Origin of the sequence: Pseudonocardia sp. P1 (assembly GCF_000178675.2) — a bacterium.
Lineage (GTDB): Bacteria > Actinomycetota > Actinomycetes > Mycobacteriales > Pseudonocardiaceae > Pseudonocardia.
The window spans coordinates 1,460,537-1,476,527 of sequence record NZ_ADUJ02000001.1; the positions used below are offsets into that span (position 1 = coordinate 1,460,537).

The following is a 15,991-nucleotide window of genomic DNA, read 5'->3' on the forward strand; positions in this document are numbered from 1 at the left end:
GGTCCGGGGCACCCGCACACCCCCGATCAGGTCCCGGTCAGGCCGGGGCCAGCGAGCACTCGGCGCCCTCCTGGGGCAGCTTCAGGTCGACCAGGTAGTCGACCGCGAGCCGGTCGACGCACGGGTCACCCTGCAGGGACGCGGTGTGCTGGTTCCCGTTGACCTTGATCAGGCTGCCGCCGAGCTGGCCGGCCAGGTCCACCCCGGCCTGATACGGCGTCGCCGGGTCGCCGGTGACCGACACCACGACGACGGGCGGGAGCCCCTCGGCCTGCGGCACGTGCGGCTCGCTGGTCGGCGGCACCGGCCAGAACGCGCACGAGTCACGGGCACCGACCGGGCCACGGCCGGTCGAGCGGAACGGGGCGGCCTCGTCGGCCTGCTTCGCGAGCTCGAGCGCCTCGGACGGCTCCTTCAGCGGCGTCTGGTTCACGCAGCTGATCGCCTGGAACGACTCCAGCATGTTGCTGTAGCGGCCCTGCTGGTCACGCTCGTAGTAGAGGTCGGCCAGCGTCATCAGGAAGTCGCCGTTGCCGTTCGCGACCTGCGAGATGCCCTGCTGCAGCGCCGGCCACAGCTGCGACACGTAGAGCGCCTGGCTCACGCCGGTCTGCGCGTCGTTGAAGCTCAGCGTGCGGCCGTCGCTCGTCGGGACCGGCTTGTCGATCAGCGGCTGCATGACCGTCTGGAACGCGCGGGTCGCCTGCGCGGGATCGGTGCCCAGCGGGCAGTTCGGCCTGCTGGTGCAGTCCTTGGCGAAGTTGTCGAAGGCCAGCTGGAAGCCGGCGTTCTGCTTCACGCTGGAGTCGAGCGTCGTCTGCGTCGGGTCGATCGCCCCGTCGAGCAGCAGCGCCCGCACGTTCTGCGGGAACGCCTCGGCGTAGGCGGTGCCGAGCTCGGTGCCGTAGGAGAAGCCCGCGTAGGTCATCTTCTCGTCGCCGACGGCGGCCCGCATGACGTCCATGTCCTTGGCGACGTCGCGGGTGCCGACGTTGGCCAGCACGTCGGCACCGGTGCGCTCGGCGCAGCGGTCGGCGTACTGCTTGTTGCGCGCCTCGGCCGCGGCGACGCCGGCCGGGGACGGGTCGGCGAAGACCTGCCCGCGGTCCTCGTCGTTCTCCTGGTCGGTCAGGCACTCGATCTTCGGCTCGCTGGCGCCGGTGCCGCGCGGGTCGAAGCCGATCAGGTCGAACCGGTCCCCCAGCCCGTTCGCCGACCACGTCGGCGCGGAGCTCGCCATGAACGACGTGCCGGACGCGCCCGGGCCGCCCGGGTCGGCGAACAGCGAGCCGATCTTGTTGCCGGTCGCCTTCTTGCGCAGCATCGCGATCTGCATGGTGTCGCCGTCGGGCTGGGCGTAGTCCTGCGGGACGGTGACCCGGGTGCAGTCGAACTGCGGGTCCGCGAAGGACTGGCCGTCCTCCTCGGTGGGCGCGTAGTCGGCGCAGGGCCCCCAGCTCAGCTCCTGGTCGTAGAACCGGGCCAGGTCCGGCGGGTTCTGCGGGGCCTGGGACTCGTTCGACGTCGTCCCGACGTCGGAGCACGCCCCCACCAGCATCAGCGCCGCGGCACCGAGGGCCGCCGCGCCGGCGACCCGGCCGGGCCGTCGCCGCCGTCCCGTCCGGGGTGGCGGTGTCGCGGGTACGGGGCCACGGAGGCGCAGACGGGGGGCCATGACGGGGAGCATGCCATCGACCCCGGACAGTGGCCGGGCGCGGGGGTTGCGACGGCCACCCGGTGACCGTTCCCACACCCCGGCCCACCGCGCCGCCGCCGGGTGCACCCTGGCGTCCGCCACCGACGGCGAACCCGGGGACCCGCGATCAGCGTGGGCCTCGAGGCACGGAAGGAGCTCACTGGTGAGCACAGAGACCGGACAGCAGGGCACGCCCCCCGGCACCGAGGCCGAGGCCCCGTACCGGACGCCGGCGGCGCCGAAGCGCACCCGCGTCCACCACCTGACGCAGTGGAAGCAGGAGGGCCGGCGCTGGCCCATGCTGACCGCCTACGACGTCTACTCCGCCGAGATCTTCGACGACGCCGGCATCCCGGTGCTGCTCGTCGGCGACTCGGCGGGCAACAACGTGTTCGGGCACGACAACACCATCCCCGTCACGATCGACGACCTGCTCCCGCTGACCCGCGCCGTCGTCCGCGGCGCGCGCAGCGCGCTCGTCGTCGCCGACCTGCCGTTCGGCAGCTACCAGATCTCCCCCGCCCAGGCCCAGGAGTCGGCGTTCCGGTTCATGAAGGAGGCCGGGGCGCACGCGGTGAAGCTGGAGGGCGGCGCCCGGTTCGCACCGCAGATCGAGGCGCTCACCGCGTCCGGCGTGCCGGTAATGGGGCACCTGGGGTTCACACCGCAGAGCGAGCACGCGCTCGGCGGCTTCCGCATCCAGGGCCGGGGCGACGCCGCCGACGCACTCGTCGAGGACGCGCTGGCGGTCCAGGAGGCGGGAGCGTTCGCCGTCGTGCTGGAGATGGTGCCCGCCGACGTCGCGAAGCGGGTCACCGGTGAGCTGCGGATCCCGACCGTGGGGATCGGCGCCGGCCCGGACTGCGACGGCCAGGTGCTGGTGTGGTCGGACATGGCCGGCATGAACCGCGGCAGGGTCCCCCGCTTCGTGCGGCGCTACGCCGAGGTCGGCTCGGTGCTGCACGACGCAGCGGCCGCCTTCGCCGCCGACGTCCGCGGCGGCGAGTACCCCGCGGAGGAGCACAGCTACCGCTGAGCCGCGGTCCGGCCGGTGCGTCTACAGGGCCGCCGGCCGGACCTGTGCCGCGACGCCGGTGATCCCGCCACCGGAGCGGTACCGGGCGAGCATCCGGCCGGCCGGGGTCTCCCGGCGGCCGAGCCGTTCGCGCAGCAGCGCGAGGCGGTCGTCGTGACCGGGCTCGTCCCGCAGGGCGGCCGTGGCGGCGTCGAGCACGGCCTGCGACCCGGCCCGGGTGCCGGGGTCGGTCCAGCCCCGCAGCGCGGAACGCCGGTGCGCGACCGCGTCCGGCGTGCGCCGGCGCCCGGGCAGCGTGGTGTCCCGCAGCAGCCCGGCGAGCAGCGACAGCAGCGCGCCGGGCAGGCCGGTGCCGCAGCCGTCGGCCGGCTCCTCCCCCGGCACGACCGCGACCGCGTCGAACGCCTTGAACTCGATCCGGCCGATCTCGCCGGGGATGCCGGCGTGCCGCACCAGGCTGGGGTCGGTCGGCAGCAGCGGGGCGTCCGGCTCGAGGTAGGCCAGTGCGGCCGGACGGGCCCCGGTGCGGCGCGACGTCCGTGCCGACAGCCCGCCCCACGGCCGCCCGTCCCGGAACGGCGACGAGAACGACCACGGCACCAGGTAGGGGCTGTAGTAGGTGAGCTTGGCCGCCGCGTCGGCGAGCACCGCCGGATCGCTCCCGGCCTCGGGGAACGACAGGTTGAGGTCCGGCCCCCAGGTGACCATGTGCAGCGGGGCGGTGCGCTCCTCCGGGGAGGACGCCATCAGCGCCCGCTCGCAGGCGTTCGGCGGTGGATCCAGCTGGTAGGACGACCGCACCGGATGGTGGCCGATCGCCACCGGCCGCAGCGCGTGGCGGGCGGCGACCTCGGCGAGCAGCGCCGCGTCCGCCGCCAGCGCGGCCTCGGTGGCCTCCACCGAGTCGTGCACGACGGTCCGGATCTCGATGCCCTTCGGCTCGAACCGCAGCAGCTCGCCCTGCTCGTCGAGCCGCTCGTAGCCCTCGGCGTACCAGCGCTTGCGGCGGATCCCGGCGTCGCCGATCCGCAGGTCGGCCTGGTCGCCGGGGAGCTCGGGCAGCTCGGCCACGACGGCCGCGACCTCGTCGTGGCCCAGCACGGTGAAGTCCGCCAGCGAGCCGTCCGGCCGCACGAGTGCCAGCTCGTGCTCGATCCCGTACCGCGCCGCGCCCCGCATCGATCACCCCCGGTGTCCGTCCGGTGATGCACGGTACCGCCGGGCGCACCCGGTGCCGGTGTGATCCGTTCCCGGCCCTCGCTCACCCGTTCCGCCCTGGACAACACCGGGCGGAGGGGTCAGCCTGGTGACGGCGGCCACACGAGGTCCGCCCGGAGCCCGGAACACGGGAGGCGTCATGAGGCTGGGCCGCAAGATCTCCGAGGGGTACGCCGTCGACCACGAGGCCGACCGGCTCGCCGCCGCACAGGACCGACCGGAACCCGCCCCCGCCCCACGGCCCGAGCTCACCGGGTGGTCGGCGGCCACCGAGGAGCCGGCCCGGACGGGTTCGCGCGAGGACTGACGTGCCCAGCGGTCTCTTCCGCCGCGCACCGCAGGAGCACCCGGCCGGTCCGCTGGAGGGGCACAAGCTCGCGTTCCCGATGCTGTCCGCGGACGGGACGACGGCCGGGTTCAGCGGTGTCACCCTCGGGCGTGCGCACGTCTACCGCACGGTCGACGACGCGCTGTGCGCCCACGGCTGCCGGCACGCGTGCCCGTCCCGCTGGTGCGACTGCGGCTTCTACTGCTTCCACTCCGACGCCGACGCCCGCGAGCTGGCCTGCGCACCCGAGCACCAGGGCGCTGTCCTGCTCGAGGTCGCGGTGTCCGGCCGGTTCCGGCGCTACGAGCTGGGACTGCGCTACTCCCGGCAGCGGGTCCGGTCGGTCCGGATGCGGCCGTGCCGCTGCGGCGCGGGCGTCTCGGCGCTCGCCGACACCGGCTCCGGGCAGCACGGCTGGCGGCGGCTGGAACCGGTGTGCGGACGCTGCGCGGGGGCCCGGCCGGTGCTGACGCCGGAACGGTTCACCCGCCTGGCCGGGGTGCTCCTGCTGCCCGACGACGTACCGGCCGGACCGCTGGTACCGGCCGGGGACGCCGTCCCCACCGGGCCGCACCCGCTCGACGACTCGGCGTTCGGTGCCCCGCCCCTCCCCGACTCCGGTGACCCGGTCGCGACGGCCGGGGCGGTCGCGGTGCTCACCGCCGAGATGGCGCTGCTGCAGGCGCGGCTCGACGAGATGGCCCGGCAGCTGGGACGGGCCACCGCCCGGCTGGACGAGCTGGAGGGCCGGGACCTCTAGAGCCAGACCGGCAGCGGGGCGGGACGGTTGCCGTCGGCGTCGCGCAGGCCCTTGCCGAACGGACGGCCGAGGAGCCAGGCGATGAGGTCCGGCGCCCGGCCCCGGATCGTGCCGAGGTCACCGGGCTCGGCGCCGTCGGCGGTGGCCGGTCCCGGCCCGAACTCGCGCACCTGACCGGTCCGCGACTCCTCCAGCCGGACGTGCGGGCAGCCGGGACGCTGCTCCAGGGTCCCGGCGACGTCGGCGACCAGCACCTTCCGCATCGGGATCGGCAGGTCCTTGAACGACGCGCCGACGTCGAGGTCGACGGCGTGCACCCACACCTCACGAGCTCGCGCCCAGGGCACCGCGGTCGCCGGGATCTCGACGTCCTGCGCGTTGCGGACCCGGGCCGACCAGGCCTTCTCCGGCATCGCACGCACGGCGTCGGCGAGCCGGTCCGAGGTCGCGACGACGTCGGCGCGGATCTCCTCGGGGCTGCGCGCCGCACCGGCGGCGATGTCGGCGTCCCGTGCCCGCGGGTCCCGGTAGGCACGGGTCTCCTCCCCGGTGCTCGCCCAGTGCAGGAGATTGATCATCGCGTCGGCGTTGCGGGCCACGTGGGTGAGCACGTGCGCCCGGCTCCAGCCGGCGAGCAGCGACGGCGCGCCGAACGCCTCGTCGCCCATCCGCGTCATCAGCCCCCGCAGGTGGGCCTGGCCGTCGCCGGCCCAGGCCAGCGAGTCCGCGAGCGGCGGGGGTACCGCGACCGGGGCGTCGGTCACCGCAGGGCCCGTGCCACGTTGCGGCACTCCCCGATCCCCTCGACCGCGGTGACGATCTCGCAGCCGTCGGTGAGGTAGCGCGGGGGCGTGCGGGCGTCGCCGACGCCGCCCGGGGTGCCGGTGGCGATGACGTCGCCCGGGTTGAGCGTGAGGATCGTCGACAGATAGACGATCAGGTCGACGACGCCGAACACCAGCTGGTCGGTGGTGGAGTCCTGCATGGTCTCGCCACCGAGCTCGGAGCGGATGCGCAGCGCGCCGCCGTCGGCCGGGTCGGCGGTGAGCTCGTCCGGGGTGACGAGCTCGGGGCCCAGCGGCGTCGAGTGCTCCCAGGTCTTGCCCTGCAGGAACTGCTTCGTGCGGCGCTGGTAGTCGCGCATGCTGACGTCGTTGAGCACCGTGTAGCCGGCGATCGCGGCCCGCGCGGACTCGGCGTCGGCGTGCCGGACGGCCTGCCCGATGACGACCGTCAGCTCGGCCTCGAAGTCGACCCGGTCGGACTCGGGGGGCAGCTCGATCTCGTCGCGGGCGCCGATCAGCGCCGGGGCGAACTTGCCGAAGATCGTCGGGTACTCCGGCAGCTCGTTGCCCATCTCGAGCACGTGGTCGCGGTAGTTCAGGCCGACGCAGATGATCTTCTCGGGCGAGGGGACCAGCGGGGCGAGGTCCAGTGCCGCCGCGTCGTGCACCGGTCCGTCGGCGGTCGCGGCGTGCTCGGCCCAGTCCGGGCGCTCGAGCAGCGCGCGGACGTCGGCCTCCCCCGTCTCGACGGCGCTGTCGCCGTCCACACGCACCGCCCGGTGCCCGGTCGCGGTCCGGATCGTCGCGAGCCTCATCGTGCGCGCCCCTCCTCGAGTGTCGCCGTCTGCGTCCGGCGCAGAGTCTGCGCCACCGCGGGCGGGAACGGGAGTCAGGGGGTGGGTCGGGGCCCGCCGGGCCCCCGTGCCGGGCCGCACCGCGGGGTGGGTGCGGCCCGGTGGCGGGTCAGATGGCGGCCTCGTCGTCACCGCCCCCGCCACGGACCGGCAGGTCGCCGAACACCTCCGGCGGCTCCCGCCACGCGTCCTGCGGGGCGCCGGCGCGGGCCGCCGACACCGCCCGCCACACCCGCTCCGGGGTGCACGGCAGGTCGATGTGCCGCACGCCGAGGTCGGACAGCGCGTCCACCACCGCGTTCTGCACCGCCGGGGTCGACCCGATCGTCGCCGACTCGCCGATCCCCTTGGCGCCCAGCGAGTTCAGCGGCGTCGGGGTCTCGGTGGTCGCGGTCTCGTAGTCGAACATGTCGGCCGCGGTCGGGATCGTGTACGCGGCGAGGCTGGAGGTCAGCGGCTGGCCCTCGTCGTCGTAGAGCACCTCCTCGTACAGCGCCTGCGCGATGCCCTGCGCCATGCCGCCGTGCTGCTGCCCCTCGACCAGCAGCGGGTTGAGGATCCGGCCGCAGTCGTCGACGGCGACGTGCCGCTTCGGCGTCACCCGCCCGGTGTCGGTGTCGACCTCGACGACCGACACGTGCGCCCCGAACGGGAACGTGGCCCCCGCCTGCTCCGAGTCCAGCCCGACCTGCAGCTCCTCCCCCGTCGTCGCTGCCTGGGCGTGCACCTCGGGCCAGCCGACGGACGGGCCGCCGGGGACACCGGCGACGCCGAACCGGCCGTCCTCGGTGATCTCGACGTCCTCGGTGGAGGCTTCCAGCAGCGTCGCCGCGATCTTGCGGGCGCGGTCGTGGAGCTCGTGCGCGGCCTCGGCGACCGCGGTGCCGCCGAGCTGCAGCGACCGGGAGCCACCGGTGCCCGCCCCGCGCGGGACCTTCGCGGTGTCCGACTGCACGTAGGTGATCTTCTCCAGCGGGATCCCGAGCCGGTCGGAGACCAGCATCGAGAACGACGTCGCGTGCCCCTGGCCGTGCGCCGAGGTGCCCGCGGAGACGGTGGCCGTCCCGTCGGCGTGGACGGTCACCGAGCCGTACTCGCCGCCGCCCCCGCCCGCGGTGACCTCCACGTAGGCCGCGATCCCGATGCCGAGCCGGACCGGGTCGCCCGCCTCGCGGCGGCGGGCCTGCTCGGCGCGCAGCTCGTCGTAGCCGGACAGGCGGAGCGCCTCGCGCAGCGGCAGGTCGTAGTCGCCGACGTCGTAGGTGGCGCCGGTCAGCGTGGTGTAGGGGAAGACGTCCGGGGCGAGGAAGTTGCGCCGGCGCAGCTCCACCGGGTCGATGTCCAGCTCGGCGGCGGCGACGTCGACCAGGCGCTCCAGGTGGGCCGCGGCCTCCGGACGGCCTGCACCGCGGAAGGCGCCCATCGGCGTCGTGTTGGTCAGGGCGGCGACCGCGTCGTAGCGCAGCTTCGGGATGTCGTAGACGCCGGTGGCCATCAGGAAGGTCGTGCGCAGCGGCAGCGCGCCGCCGAAGCCGGCGTAGGCGCCGGCGTCGCCGATCACCCGGGTCCGCAGGCCGGTCATCCGGCCGTCGCGGGTCAGGCCGAGCTCGTAGTAGCCGACCTGGCCGCGGCCGTGCGGCATCGAGACGAGGTTCTCCGAGCGCGTCTCGACCCAGGCCAGGGGACGTCCGAGCGCCCGTGCGGCGACGACGGTCGCGGTGTGCTCGGCGAGCACACCGGCCTTGGCGCCGAAACCGCCGCCGACGTGCGGGGCGATCACCCGGACCCGGTCGGTGTCCAGGCCGAGCAGGCCGGCGAGCTGCGCGCGGAACCCGTGCGGCATCTGGGTGGAGACGTGCACGGTCAGGTCGAAGTCGCCGTCGGCCGGGTCCGGGGCGGGATCGGCGAGGATCGCGTTGCCCTCCAGCGGGACCGCGGCCACGCGCTGGTTCACCATCCGGGCCCGGACGACGACCTCGGCGTCGTCCAGCGGGTCCGGCTCCGGGCCGCGCTCGCCCGCGGCGAGGTTGCTGCCCTGCTCGGGGAACTGCAGCTCGGCGCCCTCGGCCAGGGCTGCCTCGGGGTCGGTGACCGCGGGCAGCGGGTCGTAGTCGATCTCGACGAGCTCGGTCGCGTCGACGGCGGCGGCCCGGCTGTCGGCGACCACCATCGCGACCGCCTCACCGACGAACCGCACCCGGCCGGTCGCCAGCGGCGGGCGCGGCAGGTCCGGGTTGAGCACCATCAGGCCGTGGTGGGCGGGCAGGTCGAGATCGGCCGCGGTGTACACGGCCAGCACCCCGGGCGCCGCCGCGGCCTCGGTGGTGTCGACGCCGGTGACCAGCGCGTGCGCCAGCGGCGAGCGGACGAAGGCGACGTGCGCGAGGGCGGGCGGGGCGCCGGCACCGTGCAGCAGGTTGCCGACGTAGGTGCTCGCGCCGGTGATCAGGTCGGCGTCCTCGACGCGGCGGACGGAGGTTCCCAGGATCGAGCCAGGCATGCGTCCCACGCTAGCGCCGGCGACCAGCGACGGCGACCGGAAACGGAGGGCCGTCCGGTTACGTCGGTGAGCGGTCCCCGTCACGCGTCGGCTGCGTCTCCACCCGCGGTCACGCCGAGGTCGCGCCCGGTAGCGTCCCGGTCATGCCCGAGTTCCACCACACCGACGTGCTCCCGCTCGGCCCGGACGAGGCCGAGTACCGCGAGCTCGACCTGCCGGCGGGTACCACCACCGAGGCCGCCGGACGCACCTTCCTCGAGGTCCCGCCCGAGACGATCACCGGCCTGGTCCGCGCCGCCGTCACCGACATCCAGCACCTGCTCCGGCCCTCGCACCTGAGGCAGCTGCGCGCGATCGTCGACGACCCGGAGGCGTCCGGCAACGACCGGTTCGTCGCCACCGACCTGCTGCGCAACGCCTGCGTCTCCGCCGGTGGCGTGCTGCCGATGTGCCAGGACACCGGCACCGCGATCGTCGTCGGCAAGAAGACCGAGACCGTCCTGACCGGCGGCGACGACGAGGCCGCCGTCTCCCGCGGCGTGTTCGACGCCTACCAGGAGCTGAACCTGCGCTACTCGCAGATGGCGCCGCTCTCCTTCTGGGACGAGAAGAACACCGGCACCAACCTGCCGGCCCAGATCGAGCTCTACTCCAAGCCCGGCCGCGACCCGTACTACGAGTTCCTGGTCATGGCCAAGGGCGGCGGTTCGGCGAACAAGACCTTCCTCTACCAGGAGACCAAGGCGCTGCTGAACCCGAAGCGGCTCGCGACCTTCCTGGACGAGAAGCTGCGCTCGCTGGGGACGGCGGCCTGCCCGCCGTACCACCTCGCGATCGTCGTCGGCGGGATGTCGGCCGAGTACAACCTCAAGGTCGCGAAGCTCGCCTCGGCCCGCTACCTCGACGGTCTCCCGACCGAGGGCTCCCCGCTGGGGCACGCGATCCGGGACACCGACCTGGAGCAGCAGGTGCTGGAGCTGACCCGGAACTTCGGGATCGGCGCCCAGTTCGGCGGCAAGTACTTCTGCCACGACGTCCGCGTGATCCGGCTGCCGCGGCACGGCGCCTCGCTGCCGGTCGGCGTCGCGGTGTCGTGCTCGGCGGACCGCCAGGCCAAGGCGAAGATCACGCCGTCCGGGGTGTACCTGGAGCAGCTGGAGCGCGACCCCGCCCAGTACCTGCCCGAGGCGACGTCGGAGGACCTGTCGGACGAGGTCGTCCGGGTCGACCTGAACCGCCCGATGGACGAGATCCGCGCCCAGCTCTCGCAGCTGCCGGTGAAGACCCGGCTGTCGCTGACCGGGCCGCTGGTCGTGGCCCGCGACATCGCCCACGCGAAGATCGCCGAGCGGCTCGACGCCGGCGAGCCGATGCCGCAGTACCTGCGCGACCACGCCGTCTACTACGCGGGCCCGGCCAAGACCCCCGAGGGCTACGCGTCCGGGTCGTTCGGCCCGACGACGGCCGGCCGGATGGACTCCTACGTGACGCAGTTCCAGGAGGCCGGTGGGTCGCTGGTGATGCTGGCCAAGGGGAACCGGTCGAAGCAGGTCGTGGACTCGTGCGCCGCGAACGGCGGGTTCTACCTGGGGTCCATCGGCGGCCCCGCGGCCCGGCTGGCACAGGACTGCATCCGCAAGGTCGACGTCCTGGAGTATCCGGAGCTCGGCATGGAGGCCGTCTGGAAGATCGAGGTCGAGGACTTCCCGGCGTTCGTGGTGATGGACGACAAGGGCAACGACTTCTTCGCCGACACCTCCGCGCCGACGCTGCAGGTGTCGTTCCGGAGCTGACGCGTGGGGCCCCCGGCGGCTAGCGCAGCCGGCGGGGGCCCGCGTCGCGGCGGTCCGGGACCGGGCCGAGCGTCACCCGGGCGCCGGTCACGAAAGCGCCGTCGGGCGAGGCCAGCACGGGATCGAGCGCCAGCGACCGCACCTGCGGGATGTCCTCGGCGAGCTGCCCGATCCGCAGCACGACGTCCTCGAGTGCGTCGGTGTCGACCGGGTCGGTGCCGCGGTAGCCGGTCAGCAGCGGAGCGGCCCGCGGCGCGCGGACCAGCCGCTTCGCGTCCTCGGTCGACACCGGGAGCACCCGGTAGGCCCGGTCGTCGAGCAGCTCGGTCGCCATCCCGGACAGCCCGAAGGCGATGAGGGAACCGAACGAGGGGTCGTCGACCACCTCGATCTTGCACGAGCTGCCCTTGGGCGCCATCCGCTGGACGTACACCTCGCCGGAGCCGGTGAGTCGGGACAGCTCGGCGTGCGCGGCCCGGACCGCCTCGGCGGAGACGAGGTCCAGCCGCACGCCGACGAAGTCCCCGCGGTGTCGCCACTGCTCACCGGTCGCCTTGATGACCACCGGGTAGCCGACCTCCTCCGCCGCGGCGACCGCGGCCTCGGCGCCACTGACCCGGCGGAACGCGATCACCTCCAGGCCGTAGCAGGCCAGCAGCTCGACGGCCTCGTCGTCGGTCAGCGCGTGCGGGGTGTCGGGCCGGAACGACGCGACCAGCCGGCGCGCCCGCTCCGGGTCGATCCCCTCGGGGACGACGAAGTCCCCGACCGGCGTGTTGCGCCACTCCGAGTAGCGGGCGACCCGGCCGAGCGCCGACGTCGCCCGCTCCGGGCTGGCGTAGCTCGGCACCGAACCCGGGCCGGGGCTGCCGTCGGCCTGCGGCACCGACAGCTCCGCCGGGATCCCCTCGGCCGCGAGGAAGACAGCCAGCACCGGGATGCCGGCCCCGGCGGCGGCACCGCGCAGGGCCTGCGCGTGCGCGGTCCCCTCGACCGCGACCGGCGGGACGAACACCGCGATCAGCGCGTCCGGCTGCTCCGGCCCCTCCAGCAGGGTGCGGACCGCGTCGGCGAACGCCTCCGGCGACGCCTGGGTGCCGACGTCGACGGTCTCCCCGGCGGGTTCGAGGCCCTCGTCGAGCAGACCGTCGGTGACCAGGAGGTTCACCGCCGTCGAGTTGCCGACGACCGCGACCCGCCGCCCGGTGGGCATCGGCTGGTAGGCGAGCAGGAGTGCCGTGTCGAACAGCTGCGGCAGCGTCTGCACCCGGATGACCCCGGACTGCTCGAACAGGACCTGGACGCTCGACTCGTCGATCTGCGCGGCGGTCCCGGCCAGCGACGGCAACGGGCCGGTGTGCCTGCCGGACTTCACGGCGACGATCGGCTTGGTCCGGGCCAGCCGCCGTGCGACCCGGGCGAACTTGCGCGGGTTGCCGAACGACTCCAGGTAGAGCAGGACCTGGTCGGTCCCGGGGTCGGTCTGCCAGTACTGCATGAGGTCGTTGCCGGAGACGTCGGCGCGGTTCCCGGCCGAGACGAACGACGACAGTCCCAGCCCGCGCGAGCGGGCGTTCGCGAGGATCGCGGTGCCCAGCGCGCCGGACTGGCAGAAGAACCCGGTGCGCCCCGGCCCGGGCATCGCGGGTGCGAGCGTCGCGTTGAGCCGCACCGACGGGTCCGGGTTCGCCACACCGAGCGCGTTCGGGCCGACCACCCGCATGCCGTGCGCACGGGCCTCGGCCACCAGGCGGCGCTCGGCGACCTTCCCGCCGCCCCCGGCGTCGGCGAACCCTGAGCTGATCACCACGAGGACCTTCACGCCCTTGGCCAGGCACGAGTCCATGACCTCGTCGATGTTCGCGGCCGGGACGGCGACGACGGCCAGATCCACCTCGTCCGGGATGTCGATCACCGAGGGGTAGGCGCGCACGCCGCGCACGGACCGGGCGTCGGGATTGACCGGGTAGACGGGCCCGGTGAACCCGGCCCGGAGCAGGTTCACGAGTACCGCGTGCCCGATCTTGGTCTCGTCGGCCGAGGCACCGATCACCGCGACCGACGACGGGTGCAGCAGGTTCGCCACGCTGCGCGCCTCGGCGGCCTGCTCGCGCGAGTCCCGCACCGCGATCGACTTCTCGGTGGGGTCGATGTCGAACTCCAGGTGCAGCACACCCTCGGCGAAGGCGCGCTTGACCTGGTAGCCGGCCTCCCGGAAGACCCGCACCATGGCGTGGTTCTCCACCAGCACCTCGGCCTCGAACCGGGACAGCCCGTTCTCCCGGGCGGCCGCGGCGAGGTGTTCGAGGAGGATCGACCCGAGCCCGCGGGACTGGTGGTCGTCGCGCACGACGAAGGCCACCTCGGCCGACGTGACGGGCTGGTCGGTCCCCGCGCCCTCCGACGCCGCCGCCCCGCCGTTCGCGGTGAGCCCCTCGTACCGGCCGACGGCGATGATCTCGTCACCGAGCAGGGCGAGGAACGCGACCCGGGTGCGCTGGTCGACGACGGTGAACCGCTCGAGGTCCCGCGGCGAGATCCGCGGGTACGGGCCGAAGTAGCGCAGGTAGCGGGTCCGGTCCGACAGCTTGCCGTGGAAGTACAGCAACGCGTCGGCGTCGTCGGGGGTGATCGGCCTCAGGTGCACGATCCCGCCGTCGGAGGCGACGACGTCGGCCTCCCACTGCCGGGGATACGGGTACTCGACCTGCTGGGGCTGCTGCTCGTCGGGCATGCGCGTGGTCGTCCTGTCCGCCTGTCGCTACCGGGGTCCGTTCCGCGTCCGCGGGCCCGCTCAGTCCCGCGGGTCGTCGGGTTCGAGGCCGTGCAGCGGGAACACCGCACGACGGGTCTCCAGGACGGCCGAGTCCACCCGGTCCTCGTTGCCGCCGCCCCACCGCTCGAACGACGGGTCCGCCCCGTCGGACATCGACACCGGCAGCGGTGCGCGGGTGTGGGTGGACGCCCGGGCCGTCCAGTCGGCCGGGATCGTGGTGTCCGGGTGCAGGTCGCGGTCGAGGGCGACGGCGAGCAGGTGCGTCCAGGACCGCGGCACCACCCGGTACAGGGCGTATCCCCCGCCGCCGAGCACCAGCCACTTGCCGCCCGCCGTCGTCTCGGCCATCTCCCGCAGCGCGTGGTAGATCGCCCGGTGACCGTCGACCGACAGCTCCAGGTTCGCGAGCGGGTCCTCGGCGTGGGTGTCGGCGCCGCACTCGGTGACCAGCACCTGGGGCCGGAACGACTCCAGCAGCGACGGCACCACGCCGTGGAAGGCCCGCAGCCAGCCGGCGTCGCCGGTGCCCGGCGGGAGCGCGACGTTGACCGCGTAGCCCTCGCCGTCGCCGCGGCCGTACTCGCCGGCCCAGCCGGTGCCGGGCCAGAGGGTGAGCGGGTGCTGGTGCAGCGAGACCGTCAGCACCCGCGGGTCGTCGTAGAAGGCGTCCTGCACCCCGTCGCCGTGGTGGACGTCGACGTCGACGTAGGCGATCCGCTCGTAGCCCTGTTCCAGGAGCCAGGCGATGGCGACCGAGCAGTCGTTGTAGACGCAGAACCCGGCCGCCCGGTCCCGCATGGCGTGGTGCAGGCCGCCGGCCATGTTCACCGCGCGGTCCGCCCGGCCCTCGGCGATCTCCCGGGCCGCGGCCACCGATCCACCGGCGATGAGCGAGGCCGCCTCGTGCATCCCGAAGAAGATCGGGTTGTCGGAGGTGCCGAGCCCGTGGCCCACCCCGAACGGCGCCTCCGGCGCCGACTTGACCGCGGTCTGGTAGCCCGGCGTGTGCACCCGGGTCAGCTCGGCGTCGGTCGCCGGTTCCGGCGCGATCAGCTCGACGCCGTCGAGCACGCCCAGCGCGCGCGACAGCTCCATGTGCAGGTCGAGCCGCACCGGGTTCAGGGGGTGGTCGTCGGACAGCTGGTAGGTCAGGAAGTCCGGGGTCCACACGACCGAGGTGCGCGCGCTCATGACACCGGACCGTATGTCAGCAGGACCGCCGCAGCCACGGGACTCACCGCTCCTGCGCCCACGGGCGGTCACCGGTCGCGACCGGGCGGGCGGGGTCGGCGCTCCACTCCGACCAGGAGCCCGGGTAGAGCGCCGCCGGCGCGTCCGCCGTCGTCAGCCCGGCCACCTCGAGGGCCAGGACGAGGGCGCACGCGTTGATCCCGGACCCGCAGTAGGCACCGACCGGGACGCCGGGTGCCGCTCCGGCGGCGCGGAACCGGTCGGCGAGCACGTCGGGCCCGACCCAGCGCCCGTCCGGGCCGGCGTTCGCGGCGGCCGGGAGGTTGCGGGCGCCGGGCACGTGCCCGGCGCGCGGGTCGACCGGTTCGGTCTCGCCCCGGAACCGGGCAGCGGCGCGCGCGTCGAGCAACACGCCGTCGCGGGCCAGCGCGGCCGCTCCGTCGGCGTCGACGACCGGCATCGCACCGGCCCGCACGACGACGTCGCCCGGCGGCAGCGGCTCGGGCTCGTCCGCGCCGCCCGCGGTCCCCGCGACCGGCCCACCGGCGGACTCCCACCCGGCGAACCCGCCGTCGAGCACCCGGACCCGGGCGGGATCGAGCCCGGCCCACCGCAGCAACCACCAGGCACGGGCCGCCACCGAGCCGTCGCGATCGTCGTGGACGACGACCGGCCGGTCGTCCTCGCCGATCCCGGCGGCGCGCAGCACACGCTGGAGTGCCCCGGGCTCGGGGAGCGGGTGCCGCCCGCCCGGCCCCGGCACCGACGGACCCGCCGCGAGCTCGGAGTCGAGGTCGACGAACACCGCCCCGGGAACACGACGGGCCTCGAAATCGTCTCTACCGGGTGGCCCCGTCAACCGCCAGCGCACGTCGAGCACGACCGGGCGGAGGACACCGGCTGCGCCGCCGGGCGTACCCGCAGGGGCCAGCAACCCCACCAGGTCCTCAGGGGTGATCATGGAACCGGACACGCGGCCCATCCTGCCCCGGATGGGTGCGCCGTGCCCGGGGCTCGCCCTGGGTAGACTGGACGTCGAACGAAGGGGCCCCAC

The 15,991-nt window shown here is 74.5% G+C and carries 12 protein-coding genes; 4 read left to right on the top strand and 8 right to left on the bottom strand.

All coding sequences use genetic code 11. The features are described 5' to 3' along the window. Positions 1–37: 37 nt before the first annotated feature. On the bottom strand, positions 38–1,675 hold the full coding sequence (locus PP1_RS06275; protein WP_139317189.1) for an alpha/beta hydrolase: 1,638 nt from the start codon (positions 1,673–1,675) through the stop codon (positions 38–40). 184 nt (positions 1,676–1,859) lie between these two features. Between PP1_RS06275 and panB the strand changes: the two genes are divergently transcribed. Beyond that, on the top strand, positions 1,860–2,732 hold the full coding sequence (gene panB / locus PP1_RS06280) for a 3-methyl-2-oxobutanoate hydroxymethyltransferase (RefSeq protein ID WP_010227076.1): 873 nt from the start codon (positions 1,860–1,862) through the stop codon (positions 2,730–2,732). 21 nt (positions 2,733–2,753) lie between these two features. Here panB and PP1_RS06285 read toward each other — a convergent pair whose 3' ends face one another. Then, the gene (locus tag PP1_RS06285) at positions 2,754–3,911 is read right to left on the bottom strand and encodes a glutamate-cysteine ligase family protein (RefSeq protein WP_010227074.1); all 1,158 of its coding nucleotides are present in this window, start codon (positions 3,909–3,911) and stop codon (positions 2,754–2,756) included. 178 nt (positions 3,912–4,089) lie between these two features. On the opposite strand from PP1_RS06285, the gene PP1_RS06290 reads away from it, so the two are divergent. Both PP1_RS06290 and PP1_RS06295 read left to right on the top strand, forming a co-directional pair. After that, positions 4,090–4,257: a hypothetical protein gene (locus PP1_RS06290; protein WP_010227072.1), complete on the top strand. Its 168-nt coding sequence runs from the start codon at positions 4,090–4,092 to the stop codon at positions 4,255–4,257. A 1-nt stretch (position 4,258) separates the two neighbouring features. Further along, positions 4,259–5,038: a hypothetical protein gene (locus tag PP1_RS06295; RefSeq protein ID WP_010227070.1), complete on the top strand. Its 780-nt coding sequence runs from the start codon at positions 4,259–4,261 to the stop codon at positions 5,036–5,038. On the opposite strand, the gene PP1_RS06300 is transcribed toward PP1_RS06295, so the two are convergent. The 3 genes from PP1_RS06300 to PP1_RS06310 all read right to left on the bottom strand — a co-directional run bounded on the left by PP1_RS06300 (position 5,035) and on the right by PP1_RS06310 (position 9,177). Further along, positions 5,035–5,802 (bottom strand): maleylpyruvate isomerase family mycothiol-dependent enzyme, encoded by a 768-nt coding sequence (locus PP1_RS06300; RefSeq protein ID WP_010227069.1) that lies wholly within the window; start codon positions 5,800–5,802, stop codon positions 5,035–5,037. The genes PP1_RS06295 and PP1_RS06300 overlap by 4 nt on opposite strands. Then, positions 5,799–6,638: a fumarylacetoacetate hydrolase family protein gene (locus tag PP1_RS06305; protein WP_010227068.1), complete on the bottom strand. Its 840-nt coding sequence runs from the start codon at positions 6,636–6,638 to the stop codon at positions 5,799–5,801. The genes PP1_RS06300 and PP1_RS06305 overlap by 4 nt, the downstream gene beginning before the upstream one ends. Positions 6,639–6,786: 148 nt before the next feature. Continuing rightward, positions 6,787–9,177, bottom strand: coding sequence for a xanthine dehydrogenase family protein molybdopterin-binding subunit (locus PP1_RS06310; protein ID WP_010227067.1), 2,391 nt, complete (start codon positions 9,175–9,177; stop codon positions 6,787–6,789). A gap of 143 nt (positions 9,178–9,320) precedes the next feature. On the opposite strand from PP1_RS06310, the gene PP1_RS06315 reads away from it, so the two are divergent. After that, positions 9,321–10,970 carry a fumarate hydratase gene (locus tag PP1_RS06315; protein WP_010227065.1) on the top strand — a complete coding sequence of 550 codons (1,650 nt, stop codon included), beginning with the start codon at positions 9,321–9,323 and terminating at the stop codon, positions 10,968–10,970. A gap of 19 nt (positions 10,971–10,989) precedes the next feature. On the opposite strand, the gene PP1_RS06320 is transcribed toward PP1_RS06315, so the two are convergent. Genes PP1_RS06320 through PP1_RS06330 form a run of 3 tightly spaced genes read right to left on the bottom strand, consistent with a single transcriptional unit; the run spans position 10,990 to position 15,919 of the window. Beyond that, positions 10,990–13,704, bottom strand: coding sequence for a bifunctional acetate--CoA ligase family protein/GNAT family N-acetyltransferase (locus PP1_RS06320; RefSeq protein ID WP_010227063.1), 2,715 nt, complete (start codon positions 13,702–13,704; stop codon positions 10,990–10,992). Between the two features lie 60 nt (positions 13,705–13,764). Then, the gene (locus PP1_RS06325) at positions 13,765–14,937 is read right to left on the bottom strand and encodes an acetoin utilization protein AcuC (RefSeq protein ID WP_010227061.1); all 1,173 of its coding nucleotides are present in this window, start codon (positions 14,935–14,937) and stop codon (positions 13,765–13,767) included. Positions 14,938–14,980: 43 nt separating this feature from the next. Continuing rightward, entirely contained in the window at positions 14,981–15,919 is a 939-nt protein-coding gene (locus tag PP1_RS06330; protein WP_369821659.1) for a sulfurtransferase, read from the bottom strand. Between the last annotated feature and the right edge of the window lie 72 nt (positions 15,920–15,991).